Genomic DNA, 19,141 nt, shown 5'->3' with positions numbered 1-19,141 from the left:
TCAAGCAGCGGCCAGTTTTATTAACCTAAGAGTAATGTTTTAAATATTACAAATTTAATCAACTGGTTAAGAGAATTAAAAATAGGACACGATCACAGTTAAGGATAAAAAAACGGGGACCCAAAGGCCCCCGTATTACTGACAACTTAGCGCTGATTTATACCGCGGTCTGGAAGATCACGCCGTCGGCTTTCTCAGTGTACTGGCTCAACTGGTCGAAGTTCAGGTAGCGATAGGTATCCGCCGCCGTCTTGTCTACCTGCGCCATATAGGTCTGATATTCATCCGGGGTTGGCAAGCGGCCCAGCAGTGATGCCACTGCCGCCAACTCTGCCGAGGCCAGATAAACGTTGGCACCGGTACCCAAGCGGTTCGGGAAGTTACGGGTGGAAGTGGAAACCACCGTCGCACCGTCCGCCACACGTGCCTGGTTACCCATGCACAGTGAACAACCCGGGATCTCGATACGCGCGCCGCTCTTGCCAAAGACGCTGTAATAGCCTTCTTCGGTCAGTTGAGCCGCATCCATCTTGGTTGGCGGTGCCACCCACAGGCGGGTTGGCAGTTGGCCTTTATGCTGATCCAACAATTTGCCTGCCGCACGGAAGTGGCCAATGTTGGTCATGCAGGACCCGATAAACACTTCATCGATCTTGCTGTTAGCCACATCAGACAGCAGACGTGCGTCATCCGGATCGTTAGGCGCGCACAGGATTGGCTGTTTGATATCGGCCAGATCGATTTCGATCACCGCAGCGTATTCTGCATCCGCATCGCCTTCCAGCAGTTGCGGGTTCGCCAGCCATTTCTCCATGCCCTGAATACGGCGCTCAAGGGTACGGCGATCGCCGTAGCCTTCGGAGATCATCCACTTCAGCAGCACGATGTTGGAGCTCAGATACTCCTGGATCGGCGCTTTATCCAGCTTGATGGTACAGCCAGCCGCAGAACGCTCGGCGGAAGCATCTGCCAGCTCAAAGGCCTGTTCCACTTTCAGTTCCGGCAGGCCTTCGATCTCCAGGATGCGGCCAGAGAAGATGTTTTTCTTACCTTTCTTCTCAACGGTCAGCAGGCCCTGCTGGATCGCGTAATAAGGAATGGCATGCACCAGATCACGCAGGGTGATCCCCGGTTGCATTTTACCTTTAAAGCGCACCAGCACCGATTCCGGCATATCCAGCGGCATCACGCCGGTAGCAGCGGCAAACGCCACCAGACCGGAACCCGCCGGGAAGGAAATACCGATTGGGAAGCGGGTATGGGAATCCCCCCGGTGCCCACGGTGTCCGGTAGCAGCATGCGGTTCAACCAGGAGTGGATGATACCGTCACCAGGACGCAGCGAAACGCCGCCACGGTTCATGATAAAGTCTGGCAGGGTGTGATGCGTGGTTACGTCAACCGGCTTCGGATACGCGGCGGTATGACAGAACGACTGCATTACCAGATCGGCAGAGAAGCCCAGGCAAGCCAGATCTTTCAGCTCATCACGGGTCATCGGACCGGTGGTATCTTGAGAACCCACTGAGGCCATCTTCGGTTCGCAGTATTCACCAGGGCGAATACCGGCAACGCCACAGGCACGGCCAACCATTTTCTGTGCCAGCGAGAAGCCCTTGTTGCTAGCCGCAACCGGCTTGGCAATACGGAACACTTCACTGTGCGGCAGGCCCAGCGCTTCACGCGCTTTGGTGGTCAGGCCACGGCCAATGATCAGCGGGATACGGCCACCGGCGCGCACTTCATCCAGCAGCACATCGGTTTTCAGCTCGAAGCTGGCCAGCAGTTCACCGGTTTCATGGTTACGCACTTCGCCTTTGTACGGGAAGATGTCGATCACATCGCCCATATTCAGATTGGAGACGTCCACTTCAATTGGCAGCGCCCCGGCATCTTCCATCGTGTTGAAGAAGATAGGTGCAATCTTGCTGCCCAGAACCACACCACCACCGCGCTTGTTCGGCACGAATGGGATGTCGTCGCCCATAAACCACAGCACCGAGTTGGTGGCGGACTTGCGGGAAGAACCGGTACCGACCACATCACCGACGTAGGCCAGCGGGAAACCTTTCTTGTTCAGCAGCTCGATCTGCTTGATCGGGCCTACGCTACCCGGCTGGTCGGGGACAATGCCTTCACGTTCGTTTTTCAGCATCGCCAGCGCGTGCAGCGGGATATCTGGACGTGACCAGGCATCCGGCGCCGGCGAAAGATCGTCGGTGTTGGTTTCGCCGGTAACCTTGAACACGGTAACGGTGATTTTATCGGCCAGCGGCGGGCGTGAAAGATACCATTCGGCATCGGCCCAGGACTGCATGATCTGCTTGGCGTGTGGGTTACCCGCTTTGGCTTTTTCTTCAACGTCGTAGAAGTTATCGAACATCAGCAACGTATGAGAGAGCGCTTTGGCGGCAATCGGTGCCAACCGGGCATTATCCAGCGCGTCAATCAACGGATGAATGTTATAACCGCCCTGCATGGTGCCTAGCAGTTCAATAGCTTTTTCAGGGGAAATCAGGGGGAAGTAGCTTCGCCTTTGGCGATGGCTGCCAGAAAACCGGCTTTGACATAGGCGGCTTCATCGACGCCTGGCGGTACGCGGTTAATCAGCAGGTCTAACAGAAATTCTTCTTCGCCTTTTGGCGGATTTTTTAATGATTCAACCAGCGCTGCCATTTGCGTTGCATCTAATGGCTTAGGGACGATGCCCTCTGCAGCACGCTCGGCTACGTGCTTACGGTATTCTTCTAGCACGACTTTCTCCTCGCTCACATTGTCATTTATTGTGCCTGGCGTTTTATATTCAAACCGGGTTAGCGCACGACGATATTGAATTGATGCCATCTATCCTGACGGGGCACTGCTGTCGATATCCTGGACTGTAAGGTACAGCGCCCGGTTCCGCCCAGCCAGCATATCAGGATTCATATCAGTTGTTAATTCGTTCACATAAAAGCAACATTAAATCTTTGCTGAATCGTTGACCGCAGCGTAATCGACTGTCAGGCCGCAGTGTCGGACCAGAGTGGGTTACGGAACCAGAAAAAGCTCAACCGGATGAGCACAACATAACATCCATACTTTTACAATGGTTATCAATCATCGCGAAGGAAAATCGCTCGCCATGGGCACCCAGTGCGAAGCCAGGATAGCTTTTACCTAAACGGCGCTTGGGATACCCCGCCCCGCTTTAGCCAGCAAAATGAATTCGTGTTATGATGTTATCCGGTGCATAACTCACTGTCATCGTTCACTAATACGGCATGTATGAAAAATCCTGACGAACAACCTTCAAAAGCGATTTCACCCACCATCGGTAGCGCATTGCGCAGCCGCCCGTTGGCACGGGTGAAATTGTCCCAGATGGTGGAAGAAGAACTGGAGCAAATGATCCGTCGCCGTGAGTTCTCAGAAGGCGAGCAACTGCCCTCTGAACGTGAATTGATGACGTTCTTCAACGTGGGGCGTCCTTCGGTGCGTGAAGCACTGGCCGCGTTGAAACGCAAAGGGTTGGTGCAGATCAACAACGGTGAACGCGCCCGCGTCTCACGCCCTTCCGCTGATACCATCATCGGTGAGCTCTCCGGCATGGCAAAAGACTTCCTTGCCCACCCCGATGGCATCACTCATTTTGAGCAGTTGCGGCTGTTTTTTGAATCCAGCCTGGTTCGCCACGCGGCAGAACATGCCACCGATGAACAGATTGAACGTCTGGCAAAAGCGCTTGAACTCAATAGCCAGTCGTTGGATAACAACGCGCTGTTTATCCGCTCCGATATTGAGTTTCATCGCGTGCTGGCAGAAATCCCCGGCAACCCCATCTTTATGGCGATCCATGTCGCCTTGCTCGACTGGCTGATTGCCGCACGCCCCGAAGTGCAGGCAAAAGAGCTGCATGAACATAACGATCTGAGCTATCAGCAACATATCGAAATCGTTAATGCTATTCGTAACCGCGATCCCAATGCGGCCGACAGCGCACTGCGCGCCCATCTCGAAAGCGTCTTTGCCACCCGACACGCCTTAAATCAAAACAAAAAAACCCGTCAGTGATCCTGACGATCGTTTAGTGAAGTAGATCTCATTCTGGATCTTCTGTGCTGAAGTGCTGCATTTTTCGACTGGTATAATAGGTATAAAGGTATATAGTCATCTCACAACCCATTACGGAGATGTACTATGTCAGCAACACTGAAAGGGGTAATGCCCGCGCTTCTTACCCCGTTCGATAAAGACCAGCGGCTGGATACCGAAAGCCTGCGCCGCCTGGTGCGTTTTAATATCAGCCAGGGGATCGATGGCCTATATGTTGGCGGCTCTACCGGAGAAGCGTTCGTGCAAAATATTGCCGAGCGTGAGGAAGTGCTGGAAATCGTGGCTGAAGAAGCCAAGGGGAAAATCACCTTAATTGCCCATGTGGGCACCGTCAGCACCTGGGAAAGCCAACAATTGGCCGATGCGGCAGCCCGCTATGGTTTTGATGCGGTCTCTGCCGTGACGCCGTTCTACTATCCGTTCAGCTTTGAAGAACATTGCGATCATTATCGCGCCATCATTGACTCCGCCAAGGGTTTGCCGATGGTTGTGTATAACATCCCTGCCCTGAGTGGCGTGAAATTAACCCTCGATCAGATCAACACCCTGGTGACGCTACCCGGCGTAGGGGCACTGAAACAAACCTCGGGCGATCTTTACCAGATGGAACAGATCCGCCGCGCTCACCCAACACTGGTGCTCTATAACGGCTACGACGAAATCTTTGCCTCCGGCCTGCTGGCAGGGGCGGATGGCGGCATCGGCAGCACCTACAACATTATGGGTTGGCGTTATCAGGGCATCGTCAAGGCACTGAAAGAAGGGAATCTCGCGGCAGCCAACCAGTTGCAGACCGAATGCAATAAAGTTATCGATCTCTTGATCAAGGTGGGCGTGTTCCGTGGCCTGAAAACGGTATTACATTATATGGATGTGATAGCGGTACCGTTGTGTCGTAAGCCGTTTGCACCGGTAGACGAAAAATATCTCCCAGAACTCAGGGCATTAGCGCAAAAGCTACAACAAGAAAAACAGCAATACCAAGCCTGATCGGATGCCGGATTTATCCGGCATCACACTCTGTACCCTAATAATAAGCGATTGGGCCAAGCCCTACATGGGAGACTCAAATGAATACAACGACACAAAATATTCCGTGGTATCGCCACCTCAACCGGAACCAGTGGCGGGCTTTCTCCGCCGCCTGGATGGGGTATCTGCTTGATGGCTTTGATTTTGTATTGATAGCTCTGGTATTGACCGAGATCCAGGGGGAATTTGGCCTGACGACGGTACAGGCCGCGAGCCTAATTTCTGCTGCATTTATTTCCCGCTGGTTTGGCGGACTGATGCTGGGCGCAATGGGCGATCGCTATGGACGTCGCCTGGCTATGGTCACCAGTATCATCATGTTTTCGGTAGGGACCTTGGCCTGCGGCCTGGCTCCGGGTTTCACCACCATGTTTATTGCCCGTTTGGTGATCGGCATGGGAATGGCGGGAGAATACGGCTCCAGCGCCACCTATGTGATTGAAAGCTGGCCAAAACACTTGCGTAATAAAGCCAGCGGATTTTTGATTTCCGGTTTCTCCGTCGGGGCGGTAGTCGCGGCTCAGGTTTACAGCCTGGTGGTCCCGGTGTGGGGCTGGCGAGCGCTGTTCTTTATTGGCATTGTCCCGATCGTCTTTGCGTTGTGGTTACGTAAAAATATCCCTGAAGCCGAAGACTGGGCACAAAATCATGCGGGCAAAGCGCCGGTGCGTACCATGGTTGATATCCTTTATCGCGGCGAGCATCGTGTCATCAATATCCTGCTGACTCTGGTGGCGGGAACCGCGCTGTGGTTCTGTTTCGCTGGCAACCTGAATAACGCGGCCATCGTTGCGGCCCTTGGCCTGCTCTGTGCCGGGATTTTCATCAGCTTTATGGTACAAAGCAACGGTAAGCGCTGGCCAACCGGCGTCATGCTGATGATTGTGGTGCTGTTTGCCTTTCTTTATTCATGGCCGATCCAGGCACTGCTGCCAACCTATCTGAAAACGGAACTGGCTTACGATCCTTCCACCGTTGCCCGGGTGCTGTTCTTTAGCGGGTTTGGTGCGGCGGTAGGGTGCTGTGTTGGTGGTTTCCTTGGCGACTGGCTCGGCACGCGCAAAGCCTATGTTTACAGCCTGCTGGCCTCGCAGGTGCTGATTATCCCGGTGTTTGCCATCGGCGGGAGCAGCGTCTGGGTGCTGGGCTTCCTGCTGTTTTTCCAACAGATGCTGGGCCAGGGGATCTCCGGCATTCTGCCAAAATTGATTGGTGGTTATTTCGATACCGACCAGCGGGCAGCGGGCCTGGGCTTTACCTATAACGTGGGTGCGCTGGGGGGCGCCTTGGCCCCGATCATTGGTGCGATCATAGCGCAGCGTCTGGATCTGGGTACCGCCCTGGCATCGCTCTCCTTTAGCCTTACCTTCGTGGTCATACTGCTTATTGGCCTGGATATGCCTTCACGCGTTCAGCGCTGGTTGCGCCCGGAAGCGTTGCGTACCCATGATGCGATTGACGGCAAACCCTTTAGCGGTGCCCTGGTAAAAGGCGCAACCAAGGTACTGGCGAAAGAGTAAAACAGAGAGTCAGGTCTCGGTTGGAAGACGTTATTTAATCATTCCAACGCCTTTAAAGTTTTTATCTTATTCGCCCGGGCTATGTCCGGGCGAGCTTGTACCAGCAAGCCATAAATCACATCCAGCACAAACGCCTGCGCCACGCGGGTTGCCAGCGAATCCCCCTGGAGCTCGCCCTGATAATGTCCATTAATCAAGGTGATGTCCGCATAGTCCAGCAACTGCGTGCCCAGATTATTACTCAATGCGATGGTGGTCGCCCCGGCCTCCTGCGCGAGTCGCAGCGCCTTCACCGTTTCCGGTGAGGTACCGGAGTGGCTGATACCAAACGCCACATCGGCGGGGCGCAGTAACGTGGCCTGCATCGACATCAGGTGGTTATTATCAAGAGCATCGGCCTTTAACCCAATACGCATCAGCTTGTGCTTCATCTCTTCGGCGCTGATCCCTGACGATCCCACGCCAAACAGATATACCGTTGAGGCCGTTAACAGCGCGCTAACCGCACGGCGCACCTGCTCCGGATCCAGCAGGGTCATGGTCTGCGCCAGCACGCCATTCACCGTTTCGTGAAGTTTGCTGCCAATCGCCGTTACGTCGTCATCAGGTTGAATATCTACATCCAGCAGGGGATTACTGCGGGCCAGTTCAATGGTTAAATCGCGTTTGAAATCCTGAAAGCCACGATAGCCCAACAGGCGACAAAACCGCACGACAGACGCTTCACCCACCTGGGCCTCCTGCGCCAATCCGGCGATGGCCAAGGAGGTGATTTGCTGTGGGTTTTGCAGAATATATTGCGCGATGCGTTGGCTGGTACGGCTAAGGCTGCTTTGCATCGCGCCTAGGGTGACGAGGATTTTCCCCGGTTTTAGTGGTGGCATAGTGAACATGTTCGATTAACCGTCATGGGGGGAATAGTAACGAAAAAAAGCCGCAACGGGGCGCTGCGGCAAAGTCAAAGTGTGAATTTTTTAACTTTTGAGGAACAGAACGTCACGGTGCAACTTGATCACCACTTTTTTAAGCGCCAGACCCGGGGTGTGATGGCAACCAGGCTTATGCGGTTCCCCCGGGAAGAAAATCGCGAACATGCCGGGCTCCAGCGTCACGCTTTGCTCGGCATGGATCTGGTTGCACAGCTGATAATCCTGCTCCTGGTGCCACTCCTCTAGCTCACGAGCGCTTTGGGGTATACCGTAATAAATGGTCTCGGTACCCTCCAGCAACAGTTGAATATCAACGTAACTGCGATGCAGTTCGGCCTTTTTCTCACTGGCGGTCTGGGTGGCCAGGGTCATTACATTCATAAACAGCCATTCGCCGTCGAGAGTGTAACTGTCCGGTAGTTTCTTTGCCGGATGTTGCGCCAGGGCGCAGAGGATCGCTTCATGCAGTGCCGCAGGCAACGATGCCGCCTTCAGATGGTCAATATGGCCTAAAATCATACTGTTACTCCTTGGTCCACAGGGTTGCCCCCAGTAAACCGGCATCTTGCCGATAGTGCGCGGCATAAAGCTCGGTGTGATAAACCGCAGGTTGAAGCAGCAGCGCCTGCCTAACCTGTGCCAGATAACCCGCTGCCAGGCCAACGCTCCCCCCGATCACCACACACTGGCAGTCAAACCCGGCCTTGATATCGGCAATCAAACGGGCGAGCGTATGGGCGGACTGTGCGACCAGTTTCTGCGCCTGAGGGTGAGCCTGGGCGGCCCGTTCAAAAATCGCTTTGGCATCAAGACCGGCCAAATCTCCCGTGGCCGCCGCCGCAATGCCACGCCCGGAAGCAATCGCCTCCACACAACCCATGCGCCCACAGCCGCAACGTGGGCCGTTAGGATCGGCAAGAGTGTGGCCAAAATGACCGGCCAACCCGCCTAAACCGCTGAGCAATCGCCCTTCACTGACGACACCGCCCCCCACGCCGGTAGAAACCGTAAGAAACACCATGCTGCTGACCTTGTTTTCCAGCGCCTGATACTCCGCCCAGGCTGCAGCCTGGGCGTCGTTTAACGCAACGCCTGATAAACCGGTGATCTGCGAGAGGGTTTTGTTGAGCGGGAAATATTCCAACCCGCCGAGATTTGCGGGGTTAATCGAGGTCAGAACGCCATGCTGAATAATACCGGTTGAAGCAATGGCAAAACGGGTAGCCCGTTGAAAAAGGGGGCGACCAATTCGCGCAGGCCAGCCTCCAGCGCCTCGGGGGTTTTGCTGGCAGGGGTTGGTAATTCGCGGCGTGCGCTGATCGTTAAATCATCTTCAACCAGTGCGGCGGCCAGTTTGGTGCCGCCCAGATCGATAGCTAGGGTTGTCATTTTGTCGCGTCCTGTAAAGCGTCACGAAACCACTGGCAAACATGTTCCAGGCGGGTGATGGCAGAGCCGACCGTCACAGCCCAAGCCCCCTGCTGCATGGCCTGGGCCGCAAGTGCCGGGGTGTTGTAGCGCCCTTCCGCAACTACCCGACAGCCTCGCGCGCTCAAAGCGGCCACGAGTGCGAAGTCTGGTTCAACGGGTATGGTGGTGCCGGTATAGCCGGAAAGCGTAGTGCCAATCAGTTGTGTGCCAAGCTGATGGCAATGCAAGCCGTCTTCCAGCGTTGAACAATCGGCCATTGCCAGCAGGCCACGGTAATGAATGCGGGTTAATAATTCGCTTACGGCAACCGGGCGGGGACGATCGGTGCCATCAAAGGCAATGATGTCTGCGCCCGCATCAGCAAGAGCATCCACATCCGCCAGCCACGGGGTGATGCGGACCGGCGAATCAGGCAAATCACGCTTAAGGATGCCGATAATCGGAATAGAAACCAGCTTGCGGGTGGCTTTGAGGTTCTCTATTCCCTCAATGCGCAGTGCCGCAGCACCAGCTTGTTCTGCTGCCAGCGCCATTGCGGCAACAATCTCGGGTTTATCCAGCGGGCTGCCGGGAACAGGCTGGCACGAAACGATAAGGGCGCCGGATTGTTGGATATGACTGTCGAGCCTTTCTATAACTGACATGGAGACTCCATTAAATATCAACATATGAAGCTTTACTCCAAACGAAGATAAAGAGTGGCGTGACCGGCCGCAACCTTTCATACCAAAGAGTGTGATGTCTGTCGTTTTTAATTTGGAATAGAGAATGAAAAAGGCCCCTTTTCAGGAGCCTCTTTTACCCGTCATCTTTCAATCCGAAGAAATTACTTCTTTTTAGCTTTCGGGTTTGGCAGGTCGGTGATGCTGCCTTCGTAGATCTCTGCTGCCAGACCTACGGATTCATGCAGGGTTGGGTGAGCGTGGATGGTCAACGCGATATCTTCTGCGTCACAACCCATCTCAATAGCCAGACCGATTTCACCCAGCAGCTCGCCGCCGTTGGTGCCGACAATTGCACCACCGATGATACGGTGGGTTTCTTTGTCGAAGATCAGTTTGGTCATACCGTCTGCACAGTCAGAAGCGATGGCACGGCCTGAAGCTGCCCACGGGAAGGTGGACGTTTCGTAGCTGATGCCTTTCTCTTTGGCTTCTTTCTCGGTCAGACCTACCCACGCAACTTCTGGCTCGGTGTAAGCAATCGATGGGATCACTTTCGGGTCGAAGTAGTGCTTCATGCCAGCGATAACTTCAGCGGCAACGTGGCCTTCATGCACGCCTTTGTGCGCCAGCATCGGCTGACCGACGATATCGCCGATAGCGAAGATGTGTGGCACATTGGTGCGCAGCTGTTTGTCGACGTGGATAAAGCCACGGTCATCAACTTCAACCCCCGCCTTGCCCGCGTCCAGCAGTTTACCGTTAGGAACACGGCCGATCGCCACCAGCACCGCGTCGTAACGCTGTGGTTCTGCAGGGGCTTTCTTGCCTTCCATCGTGACATAGATACCATCTTCTTTGGCTTCTACCGCGGTCACTTTGGTTTCCAGCATCAGGTTGAACTGCTTGCTGATACGCTTGGTAAAGACTTTAACCACGTCTTTGTCAGCAGCCGGGATCACCTGGTCGAACATTTCAACCACGTCAATCTGTGAACCCAGAGCATGGTATACGGTGCCCATTTCCAGGCCGATGATACCGCCACCCATGACCAGCAGACGCTCAGGAACGGTTTTCAGCGCCAATGCATCGGTGGAGTCCCACACGCGTGGGTCTTCATGAGGGATAAATGGCAGTTGGATCGGACGGGAGCCTGCGGCGATGATGGCATTGTCAAAGTTAATGGTGGTAGCACCATTTTCGCCTTCAACTACCAGGGTGTTAGCGCCGGTGAACTTGCCCAGCCCGTTAACCACTTTCACTTTACGGCCTTTAGCCATACCAGCCAGACCACCGGTCAGCTGATTGATAACTTTTTCTTTCCAGACGCGCACTTTGTCGATGTCGGTTTTCGGCTCGCCGAAAACGATGCCGTGATCAGCCAATGCTTTGGCTTCTTCGATCACTTTGGCAACGTGCAACAGTGCTTTGGAAGGGATGCAACCCACATTCAGGCAAACCCCACCCAGAGTGGAATAACGCTCTACCAGAACGGTTTCAAGACCTAAGTCAGCGCAACGAAAAGCAGCAGAGTACCCTGCTGGGCCCGCCCCAAGTACCACGACCTGAGTTTTAATTTCAGTACTCATCATGACCTCTTAATTAGTTGTCCGGCGGGTCAGACGTCATTTTATACCCGTCATACTTGAAGCTGCCTCGGCGTTGGCTGCATTCGTTCATCTGAATCACTTACTCAAAGTAAGCTCATCAGGACTCACGAACTTGCCGCTTTGATGCAGCTCCAATTATTTTGGGTATGTTATTAATCAATCTCATAACGCCCTTCATCCACCGGGACGCTTACACCGCGAGCAGTTTACAGAATTGTTAATAGTCTGCAAAGCGTGTTCGAGTGACCCGTGTCTCAACAATTCTGTCGAGTGATGCAACAGCCCGACAAAACCGGTAGTAGGATCGGCAGGGGCGCCACCTGAGCGCCCCTACACAATTACATCACCAGACGGCGGATGTCAGCCAGCATATTATTGATAATGGTGATGAAGCGCGCACCATCAGCCCCGTCAATAACCCGGTGGTCGAAGGAGAGCGACATCGGCATCATCAGACGCGGCGTGAACTCTTTACCGTTCCAGACCGGCTCCATAGCAGACTTGGAGACGCCCAGAATGGCCACTTCCGGCGCGTTAACAATCGGCGCGAAGTGGGTAGTCCCGATACCGCCCAGGCTAGAGATGGTGAAACAACCGCCCTGCATTTCGCCTGCAGTCAGCTTACCGTCACGCGCTTTTTGGAGATCGCCATCAGTTCGCGGGACAGTTCAGTGATGCTCTTCTTGTTAACATCTTTGAACACCGGAACCACCAGACCATTCGGCGTATCAACCGCGACACCAATGTTGATGTATTTTTTCAGCGTCAGCTTCTGGCCATCTTCAGACAGAGAGCTGTTGAAACGCGGCATCTGCTCCAGAGCGGCAGCGACAGCTTTCATGATGAACACCACCGGGGTGAACTTCACATCCAGCTTACGCTTGGCAGCTTCATCGTTCTGCTGTTTGCGGAACGCTTCCAGATCGGTGATATCGGTTTTGTCGAAGTGAGTCACATGCGGGATCATCACCCAGTTGCGGCTCAGGTTGGCACCAGAGATTTTCTGGATACGACCCAGTTCAACTTCTTCGATCTCACCAAACTTGCTGAAGTCGACCTTCGGCCATGGCAGCATGCCTGGCAGGCCACCACCGGTTGCCGCAGGAGCAGCTTCGGCGCGTTTAACCGCATCTTTCACGTAAGCCTGAACGTCTTCGCGCAGGATACGGCCTTTACGACCGGTGCCTTTCACTTTCGCCAGGTTAACGCCGAACTCACGCGCCAGACGGCGGATAACCGGGGTAGCGTGAACGTAGGCATCGTTCTCGGCAAACTCGCCTTTGCCTTCAGCCTGAGCGGCTGGCGCGGCGGCTTTCGCCGTCGGGGCCGGGGCAGCTTCTGCTTTTGGAGCCGCAGCCGGGGCAGCAGCGGGTGCTGCACCTTCCACATCGAACACCATGATCAAGGAGCCGGTTTTCACTTTGTCGCCGGTGTTGATTTTGATCTCTTTCACGGTACCGGCGAACGGTGCCGGCACTTCCATAGAAGCCTTGTCACCTTCAACGGTGATCAGTGACTGTTCAGCGGCAACTTTATCGCCCACTTTCACCATCACTTCGGTCACTTCTACTTCGTCGCCGCCAATATCTGGCACTTCAACGTTTTTCGCAGCACTTGCCGCTGGAGCAGCAGCCGGAGCCGCCTGGCTTGCAGCCGCAGGGGCAGCAGAAGCCGCGCCAGCCACTTCGAAGACCATAATCAGGGAACCGGTTTTCACTTTGTCGCCGGTGTTGATTCTGATTTCTTTCACGGTGCCGGCGAACGGTGCCGGGACTTCCATAGAAGCTTTGTCGCCTTCTACGGTGATCAGAGACTGCTCGGCGCTAACGGTATCGCCAACCTTCACCAGGATCTCGGTGACTTCGACTTCATCAGCGCCGATATCCGGTACTTCAACGTCTTTGGCAGCAGCGGCGGCTGGAGCAGCGGCAGCGGCTGGCTTTTCCTCTGCCTTGGCGGCAGGTGCAGCAGTTGCCGCCCCTTCTGCTTCAAAGATCATCAGCAGTTTGCCGGTTTCGGTTTTGTCACCGACCGCGACTTTAATCTCTTTAACCACGCCCGCCTGCGGCGAGGGGACTTCCATGGAGGCTTTGTCGCCTTCCACGGTGATCAGCGATTGTTCAACTTCAACCTTATCGCCAACCTTCACCAGGATCTCGGTGATTTCAACTTCGTCTGCACCGATGTCCGGCACTTTGATTTCGATAGACATTCTTCAGTACCTCTTATGCCAGACGCGGGTTAACTTTTTCTGGGTTGATGTCGAATTTCTTAATCGCATCAGCCACCACAGAAGCTTCAATTTCACCGCGTTTAGCCAGTTCACCCAGTGCTGCAACCACCACGTAAGAAGCATCAACTTCGAAGTGGTGACGCAGGTTTTCGCGGCTGTCTGAACGACCGAAGCCGTCAGTACCCAGAACGCGATAATCGCTGGCTGGAACGTAAGTACGAACCTGCTCGGCGAACAGTTTCATGTAGTCGGTAGACGCAACCGCCGGCGCATCGTTCATCACCTGAGCGATGTAAGGCACGCGTGGGGTTTCGGTTGGGTGCAGCATGTTCCAACGCTCACAATCCTGGCCATCACGCGCCAGTTCGGTGAAGGAAGTCACGCTGTAGATATCTGAGCCCACACCGTAATCATCAGCCAGGATCTTGGCCGCTTCACGGACGTGACGCAGGATAGAACCTGAACCCAGCAACTGAACTTTGCCTTTGCTGCCTGCCAGAGTGTCCAGCTTGTAGATACCTTTACGGATACCTTCTTCTGCACCCTGCGGCATAGCCGGCATGTGGTAGTTTTCGTTCAGCGTGGTGATGTAGTAGTAGACGTTTTCCTGCGCGTCACCGTACATACGCACCAGGCCGTCATGCATGATCACTGCCACTTCATACGCATAAGCCGGATCGTAAGAGATACAGTTAGGGATAGTCAGAGACTGAATGTGGCTGTGGCCATCTTCGTGCTGCAGACCTTCGCCGTTCAGAGTGGTACGGCCTGAAGTCCCGCCGATCAGGAAGCCACGAGCCTGTTGGTCGCCAGCCGCCCAGCACAGGTCGCCGATACGCTGGAACCCGAACATTGAGTAATAAATGTAGAACGGGATCATTGGCAGATCGTTGGTGCTGTAAGAAGTCGCTGCGGCCAGCCAGGAAGAGGCGGCGCCCAGCTCGTTGATACCTTCCTGCAGGATCTGGCCTTTCTCGTCTTCTTTGTAGTAGGCAACCTGCTCACGGTCCTGCGGGGTGTACTGCTGGCCGTTCGGGCTGTAGATACCGATCTGGCGGAACAGACCTTCCATACCGAAAGTACGCGCTTCGTCGGCGATGATCGGCACCAGGCGATCTTTGATCGACTTGTTCTTCAGCATCACGTTCAGGGCACGCACAAAGGCGATGGTGGTAGAGATCTCTTTGTTCTGCTCTTCCAGCAGGGAGCTGAAGTCTGCCAGAGCTGGCATTTCCAGCTTCTCGGTGAACTTCGGCATGCGAGTTGGCACGTAGCCTTGCAGCGCCTGACGACGTTCGTGCAGATATTTGTACTCTTCAGACTCTTTGTCAAAGGTGATGAATGGCAGTTTTTCGATGTCGGCATCGGCCACTGGCACGTTGAAACGATCGCGGAAGTGGTGAACCCCTTCCATGTTCATTTTCTTCACCTGGTGGGCAATGTTTTTACCTTCCGCAGTTTCACCCATGCCGTAACCTTTAATGGTATGAGCCAGGATAACGGTTGGTTTGCCTTGGGTGTCCTGCGCTTTTTTCAGTGCAGCAAAGACTTTCTTCGGATCGTGACCCCCACGGTTCAGCGCCCAGATTTCGTCGTCGGTCATGTCTTTGACCAGGGCAGCGGTTTCCGGGAAGCGGCCGAAGAAGTGCTCACGCACGTAAGCGCCGTCTTTGGATTTGAAGGTCTGGTAGTCGCCGTCCAGGGTTTCGTTCATCAGTTGGATCAGTTTACCGCTGGTATCTTTACGCAGCAGCTCATCCCAACGACCGCCCCAGATCACTTTCAGTACCTGCCAGCCAGCACCTGCGAAGATACCTTCCAGCTCGTTGATGATCTTGCCGTTACCTGTAACCGGGCCGTCCAAACGCTGCAGGTTACAGTTGATGACAAACACCAGGTTGTCCAGCTTCTCACGGGTAGCGATGGTGATGGCACCTTTGGATTCTGGTTCGTCCATTTCGCCGTCACCCAGGAAGGCGTATACGGTCTGACCAGAGGTGTCTTTCAGACCACGGTGTTCCAGATACTTCAGGAACTTGGCCTGGTAAATGGCGCTGATCGGGCCCAGACCCATGGAAACGGTCGGGAACTGCCAGAATTCCGGCATCAGTTTTGGATGCGGGTAAGAAGACAGGCCTTGGCCATGAACTTCCTGACGGAAGTTGTTCATTTGATCTTCAGTCAGGCGGCCTTCAAGGAAGGCACGTGCATAAACGCCTGGAGAGATGTGGCCCTGGAAGTAAACCAGATCGCCGCCGTCTTTCTCGTTACGGGCACGGAAGAAGTGGTTAAAGCAGACTTCGTAGAAGGTCGCGGAAGACTGGAAGGACGCCATGTGGCCACCCAACTCCAGATCTTTCTTGGAAGCACGCAGAACGGTCATCACGGCGTTCCAACGGATAGCGCTGCGAATGCGGCGTTCCAGATCCAGATTGCCCGGGTATGCCGGTTCGTCTTCTACCGCGATGGTGTTGATGTAGTTGTTAGCGCCAGCACCAGCGGCAATGCTAACACCGCCCTTGCGGGCCTCCCCCAGAACCTGATCAATCAGAAACTGAGCTCGCTCAACACCCTCTTCACGGATGACCGATTCGATCGCCTGCAGCCAGTCGCGGGTTTCGATCGGATCCACGTCATTGTTTAAACGTTCTGACATGGTGGTATTCCTTATCTGTCTAATGGTTTGTTTGGAGCCTGTCTTCCTGCGTTTTGCATGAAAGCGCACGAAGACAGGCTCATCAGTTTAGTTGCCGCTTAAGTACTTAATTAAGCACTCCGAGCTTTATCTCCGCAGGCTGGTGTACCCTGAAGAGAACCGCTCTTAATCCTTGCGTTGCTGGAGACGCCGCAGCGATCTCTCGCGCCGGGTGTGTTCTCTGCTGAGATCCAGCAAGATTTCCTCGATAAACGCCAAATGGCGGTGCGAGGCTTCACGGGCCTTTTCAGGTTCGCGTGCCACAATCGCCTCAAATATCCCGGCGCGATGGCTGCTCACTTTCGCCAACATCTCACGGCGCGAGTAGAGCAATTCAAAGTTCTGACGCACGTTCTGTTCCAGCATCGGGCCCATACAGCGCAGCAGATGCAGTAACACCACGTTATGGGCAGCTTCGGTCACCGCAATTTGATAGTGCATGACCGCATCGGCTTCGGCATCCAGATCGCCACTATCTTGAGCCTGCTGGATCAAATGATGGCAATCACGGATGCGTGCCAGATCTTCGTCAGTCCCACGCAACGCGGCGTAATAGGCAGCGATGCCTTCAAGGGCATGACGGGTTTCAAGCAGATCAAATTGCGATTCAGGATGGTCAGCCAGCAGTTCAGCCAGCGGATCGCTGAAGCTTTGCCACAGATTGGTTTGTACAAAGGTGCCACCGCCCTGACGACGCAGGAGCAGCCCTTTGGCTTCCAGGCGCTGGATAGCCTCTCTCAGAGAAGGACGCGAAACATCAAACTGTTTCGCCAACTCGCGCTCCGGAGGCAATTTTTCGCCCGGACGAAGCGTACCCTCGAGGATCAGGTATTCGAGCTGTTGCTCGATAACGTCTGACAACTTGGGTTGGCGGATTTTGCTGTAAGCCATGGGTGATTTCTTCTCTGCGAAGTGCGCGGAGTAAATTGGTAATACCAATTTCAAAAACGTGACGGTAAAGTAACAAAGTATTCACCTCCTGTCCATATAGGCCTTGATCGAAATCATCTAACCCGCACATTTTAACACCTCGTTTCACAGTCGGCTGCAAACTGGTAACGCGGCGTTGGTAATACCATTTACGAGGTAACGAGCTGATTTAACTTTTATGAAACCTCTGGTTAAGCACAATGAAGGGGTTTTATTGCAGGGTTATTATTGGCCGTTTTCGCGGCCCGAGCCGTGGATCAAGCGCTGCTTTTTCGCGCAAAAAAACGGGTTAATCGAACTTATTTTTGCGCATTATGTGATTTATTGCTTATTTCACGCACACAATCCCCCTCTCGTCACACAACCCGCATTTTGTTTCCTAAACTGCTGCAATCTTCATCATTCGCACAATAAACCAGGTGCAAACCTGGCCCCTTAGCATTATTCTTTGCCAAACGGTAGCGGCGCCGTTGAATTTATAGCTATAACGCCGTAAACAAAAAGCAACACACATCGTAATCACTGCTTTACAGTAGTGAGCATTATGCAACGACAGAGGGTTTCATTGATGGATGGTCAACATAACGGCGACCAGCTGAAGCGCGGTCTGAAAAACCGCCATATTCAGCTCATTGCCTTAGGTGGCGCAATAGGTACCGGCTTGTTCCTCGGTATCGCGCAAACAATAAAAATGGCCGGTCCCTCGGTCATTCTTGGTTATGCAATTGGCGGTTTTATTGCCTTTCTGATCATGCGTCAGTTGGGTGAAATGGTCGTAGAAGAACCGGTTGCCGGTTCCTTCAGCCACTTTGCCTTCAAATATTGGGGTAACTTCGCCGGTTTCGCTTCTGGCTGGAACTACTGGGTGCTGTATGTGCTGGTCGCCATGGCGGAACTGACCGCCGTAGGGATCTACGTGCAATACTGGTGGCCGGAAATCCCCACCTGGGTGTCCGCCGCTGTATTTTTCCTGGCGATTAACGCCATCAACCTGTCGAATGTGAAGGTTTATGGCGAAATGGAATTCTGGTTTGCCATCATCAAAGTGGTCGCCATTATTGGCATGATCGCTTTTGGTGCCTACCTGCTGTTGAGCGGCATGGGCGGCCCGGAAGCTACGGTCACCAACCTGTGGGCCCAGGGCGGGTTCTTCCCGAACGGCACTATGGGGCTGCTGATGGCGATGGCAGTGATCATGTTCTCCTTTGGTGGATTGGAGCTGGTGGGCATTACCGCTGCCGAGGCCGACAACCCAGAGAAAAGCATCCCCAAAGCCACCAACCAGGTTATCTACCGCATCCTGATCTTCTATATCGGCTCGCTGGCGATCCTGCTGTCGCTCTACCCTTGGGGCAAAGTCGTTGAAGGCGGCAGCCCGTTTGTACTGATCTTCCATGCGCTGAACAGCAATCTGGTCGCCACGGTGCTGAACATCGTGGTATTGACGGCGGCGCTGTCGGTGTACAACAGCTGCGTTTACTGCAACAGCCGCATGCTGTACGGCCTGGCAAAACAGGGCAATGGCCCTAAAGCCCTGCTGAAAGTCGATCGCCGTGGCGTACCGGTGGTTGCCATCGGTTTCTCAGCGCTGGCAACCGCACTTTGCGTACTGATTAACTACCTGATCCCTGGCCGTGCCTTTGAGCTGCTGATGGCGCTGGTGGTCTCTGCTCTGGTGATCAACTGGGCGATGATCAGCCTGGCGCACCTGAAATTCCGCGCGGCGAAAATCCGTGAAGGCGTGGAACCCAAGTTCAAGGCATTCTGGTATCCATTCAGTAACTATCTGTGCCTGACGTTTTTGGCGGGTATCCTGGTGATTATGTACCTGACGCCGGGTATCCAAATCTCCGTACTGCTGATCCCGGTGTGGCTTGCCATTCTCGGCGTTGGCTACGTTATCAAACAGCGCGGCCAAAGCTCGGAACGCGCGACAACAATCCGCTAAGATTTCAGCAGACTATCAGGCCCGCAATCGCGGGCCTGTTTCTTCCCTCCCCCATTA

10 protein-coding genes and 3 pseudogenes are annotated in these 19,141 nt (G+C 54.2%); 4 read left to right on the top strand and 9 right to left on the bottom strand.

Annotated features, from left to right (window positions below; all coding sequences use genetic code 11):
- Positions 1-157 precede the first annotated feature (157 nt).
- A pseudogene (gene acnB / locus ACQ86O_RS09995) lies at positions 158-2,753 on the bottom strand (bifunctional aconitate hydratase 2/2-methylisocitrate dehydratase).
- 513 nt (positions 2,754-3,266) lie between these two features.
- On the opposite strand from acnB, the gene nanR reads away from it, so the two are divergent.
- From nanR to ACQ86O_RS09980, 3 genes are all read left to right on the top strand, one after another.
- Complete coding sequence (nanR, locus tag ACQ86O_RS09990; RefSeq protein ID WP_431225092.1) at positions 3,267-4,052, top strand: transcriptional regulator NanR; 786 nt, start codon at positions 3,267-3,269, stop codon at positions 4,050-4,052.
- A 126-nt stretch (positions 4,053-4,178) separates the two neighbouring features.
- Positions 4,179-5,084, top strand: a complete 906-nt coding sequence (nanA, locus tag ACQ86O_RS09985) for an N-acetylneuraminate lyase (RefSeq protein WP_431225091.1) — start codon at positions 4,179-4,181, stop codon at positions 5,082-5,084.
- Between the two features lie 80 nt (positions 5,085-5,164).
- On the top strand, positions 5,165-6,646 hold the full coding sequence (locus tag ACQ86O_RS09980) for an MFS transporter (RefSeq protein WP_431225090.1): 1,482 nt from the start codon (positions 5,165-5,167) through the stop codon (positions 6,644-6,646).
- A gap of 38 nt (positions 6,647-6,684) precedes the next feature.
- Here ACQ86O_RS09980 and ACQ86O_RS09975 read toward each other — a convergent pair whose 3' ends face one another.
- The 8 genes and pseudogenes from ACQ86O_RS09975 to pdhR form a co-directional block, all read right to left on the bottom strand.
- Positions 6,685-7,539 (bottom strand): MurR/RpiR family transcriptional regulator, encoded by an 855-nt coding sequence (locus tag ACQ86O_RS09975; RefSeq protein WP_431225089.1) that lies wholly within the window; start codon positions 7,537-7,539, stop codon positions 6,685-6,687.
- Positions 7,540-7,620: 81 nt separating this feature from the next.
- Positions 7,621-8,094, bottom strand: coding sequence for an N-acetylneuraminate anomerase (nanQ, locus tag ACQ86O_RS09970; RefSeq protein WP_431225088.1), 474 nt, complete (start codon positions 8,092-8,094; stop codon positions 7,621-7,623).
- 4 nt (positions 8,095-8,098) lie between these two features.
- Positions 8,099-8,964: pseudogene (gene nanK / locus ACQ86O_RS09965) on the bottom strand (N-acetylmannosamine kinase).
- Positions 8,961-9,650, bottom strand: coding sequence for an N-acetylmannosamine-6-phosphate 2-epimerase (locus ACQ86O_RS09960; protein WP_431225087.1), 690 nt, complete (start codon positions 9,648-9,650; stop codon positions 8,961-8,963). Before ACQ86O_RS09960 ends, nanK begins: the two are co-directional and overlap by 4 nt.
- Positions 9,651-9,832: 182 nt before the next feature.
- Positions 9,833-11,257, bottom strand: coding sequence for a dihydrolipoyl dehydrogenase (lpdA, locus tag ACQ86O_RS09955; RefSeq protein WP_431225693.1), 1,425 nt, complete (start codon positions 11,255-11,257; stop codon positions 9,833-9,835).
- A 359-nt stretch (positions 11,258-11,616) separates the two neighbouring features.
- Positions 11,617-13,490, bottom strand: a pseudogene (gene aceF / locus ACQ86O_RS09950) (pyruvate dehydrogenase complex dihydrolipoyllysine-residue acetyltransferase).
- 13 nt (positions 13,491-13,503) lie between these two features.
- Positions 13,504-16,167 (bottom strand): pyruvate dehydrogenase (acetyl-transferring), homodimeric type, encoded by a 2,664-nt coding sequence (gene aceE / locus ACQ86O_RS09945; protein WP_431225086.1) that lies wholly within the window; start codon positions 16,165-16,167, stop codon positions 13,504-13,506.
- Between the two features lie 165 nt (positions 16,168-16,332).
- Positions 16,333-17,097, bottom strand: a complete 765-nt coding sequence (gene pdhR, locus ACQ86O_RS09940) for a pyruvate dehydrogenase complex transcriptional repressor PdhR (protein WP_431225085.1) — start codon at positions 17,095-17,097, stop codon at positions 16,333-16,335.
- Positions 17,098-17,704: 607 nt separating this feature from the next.
- On the opposite strand from pdhR, the gene ACQ86O_RS09935 reads away from it, so the two are divergent.
- The gene (locus ACQ86O_RS09935) at positions 17,705-19,084 is read left to right on the top strand and encodes an amino acid permease (protein ID WP_431225084.1); all 1,380 of its coding nucleotides are present in this window, start codon (positions 17,705-17,707) and stop codon (positions 19,082-19,084) included.
- Positions 19,085-19,141: the final 57 nt, after the last annotated feature.

Origin of the sequence: Serratia sp. L9 (genome assembly GCF_050632285.1) — a bacterium.
Classification (GTDB): Bacteria; Pseudomonadota; Gammaproteobacteria; order Enterobacterales; family Enterobacteriaceae; genus Chania.
This window is presented reverse-complemented; position numbering and strand designations above follow the sequence as displayed.

Coding starts and splice junctions, on each gene's coding strand:
- nanR (WP_431225092.1), top strand. CDS start 3,267: ATGAAAAATCCTGACGAACAACCTTCAAAAGCGATTTCACCCACCATC.
- nanA (WP_431225091.1), top strand. CDS start 4,179: ATGTCAGCAACACTGAAAGGGGTAATGCCCGCGCTTCTTACCCCGTTC.
- ACQ86O_RS09980 (WP_431225090.1), top strand. CDS start 5,165: ATGAATACAACGACACAAAATATTCCGTGGTATCGCCACCTCAACCGG.
- ACQ86O_RS09975 (WP_431225089.1), bottom strand. CDS start 7,539: ATGTTCACTATGCCACCACTAAAACCGGGGAAAATCCTCGTCACCCTA.
- nanQ (WP_431225088.1), bottom strand. CDS start 8,094: ATGATTTTAGGCCATATTGACCATCTGAAGGCGGCATCGTTGCCTGCG.
- ACQ86O_RS09960 (WP_431225087.1), bottom strand. CDS start 9,650: ATGTCAGTTATAGAAAGGCTCGACAGTCATATCCAACAATCCGGCGCC.
- lpdA (WP_431225693.1), bottom strand. CDS start 11,257: ATGAGTACTGAAATTAAAACTCAGGTCGTGGTACTTGGGGCGGGCCCA.
- aceE (WP_431225086.1), bottom strand. CDS start 16,167: ATGTCAGAACGTTTAAACAATGACGTGGATCCGATCGAAACCCGCGAC.
- pdhR (WP_431225085.1), bottom strand. CDS start 17,097: ATGGCTTACAGCAAAATCCGCCAACCCAAGTTGTCAGACGTTATCGAG.
- ACQ86O_RS09935 (WP_431225084.1), top strand. CDS start 17,705: ATGGATGGTCAACATAACGGCGACCAGCTGAAGCGCGGTCTGAAAAAC.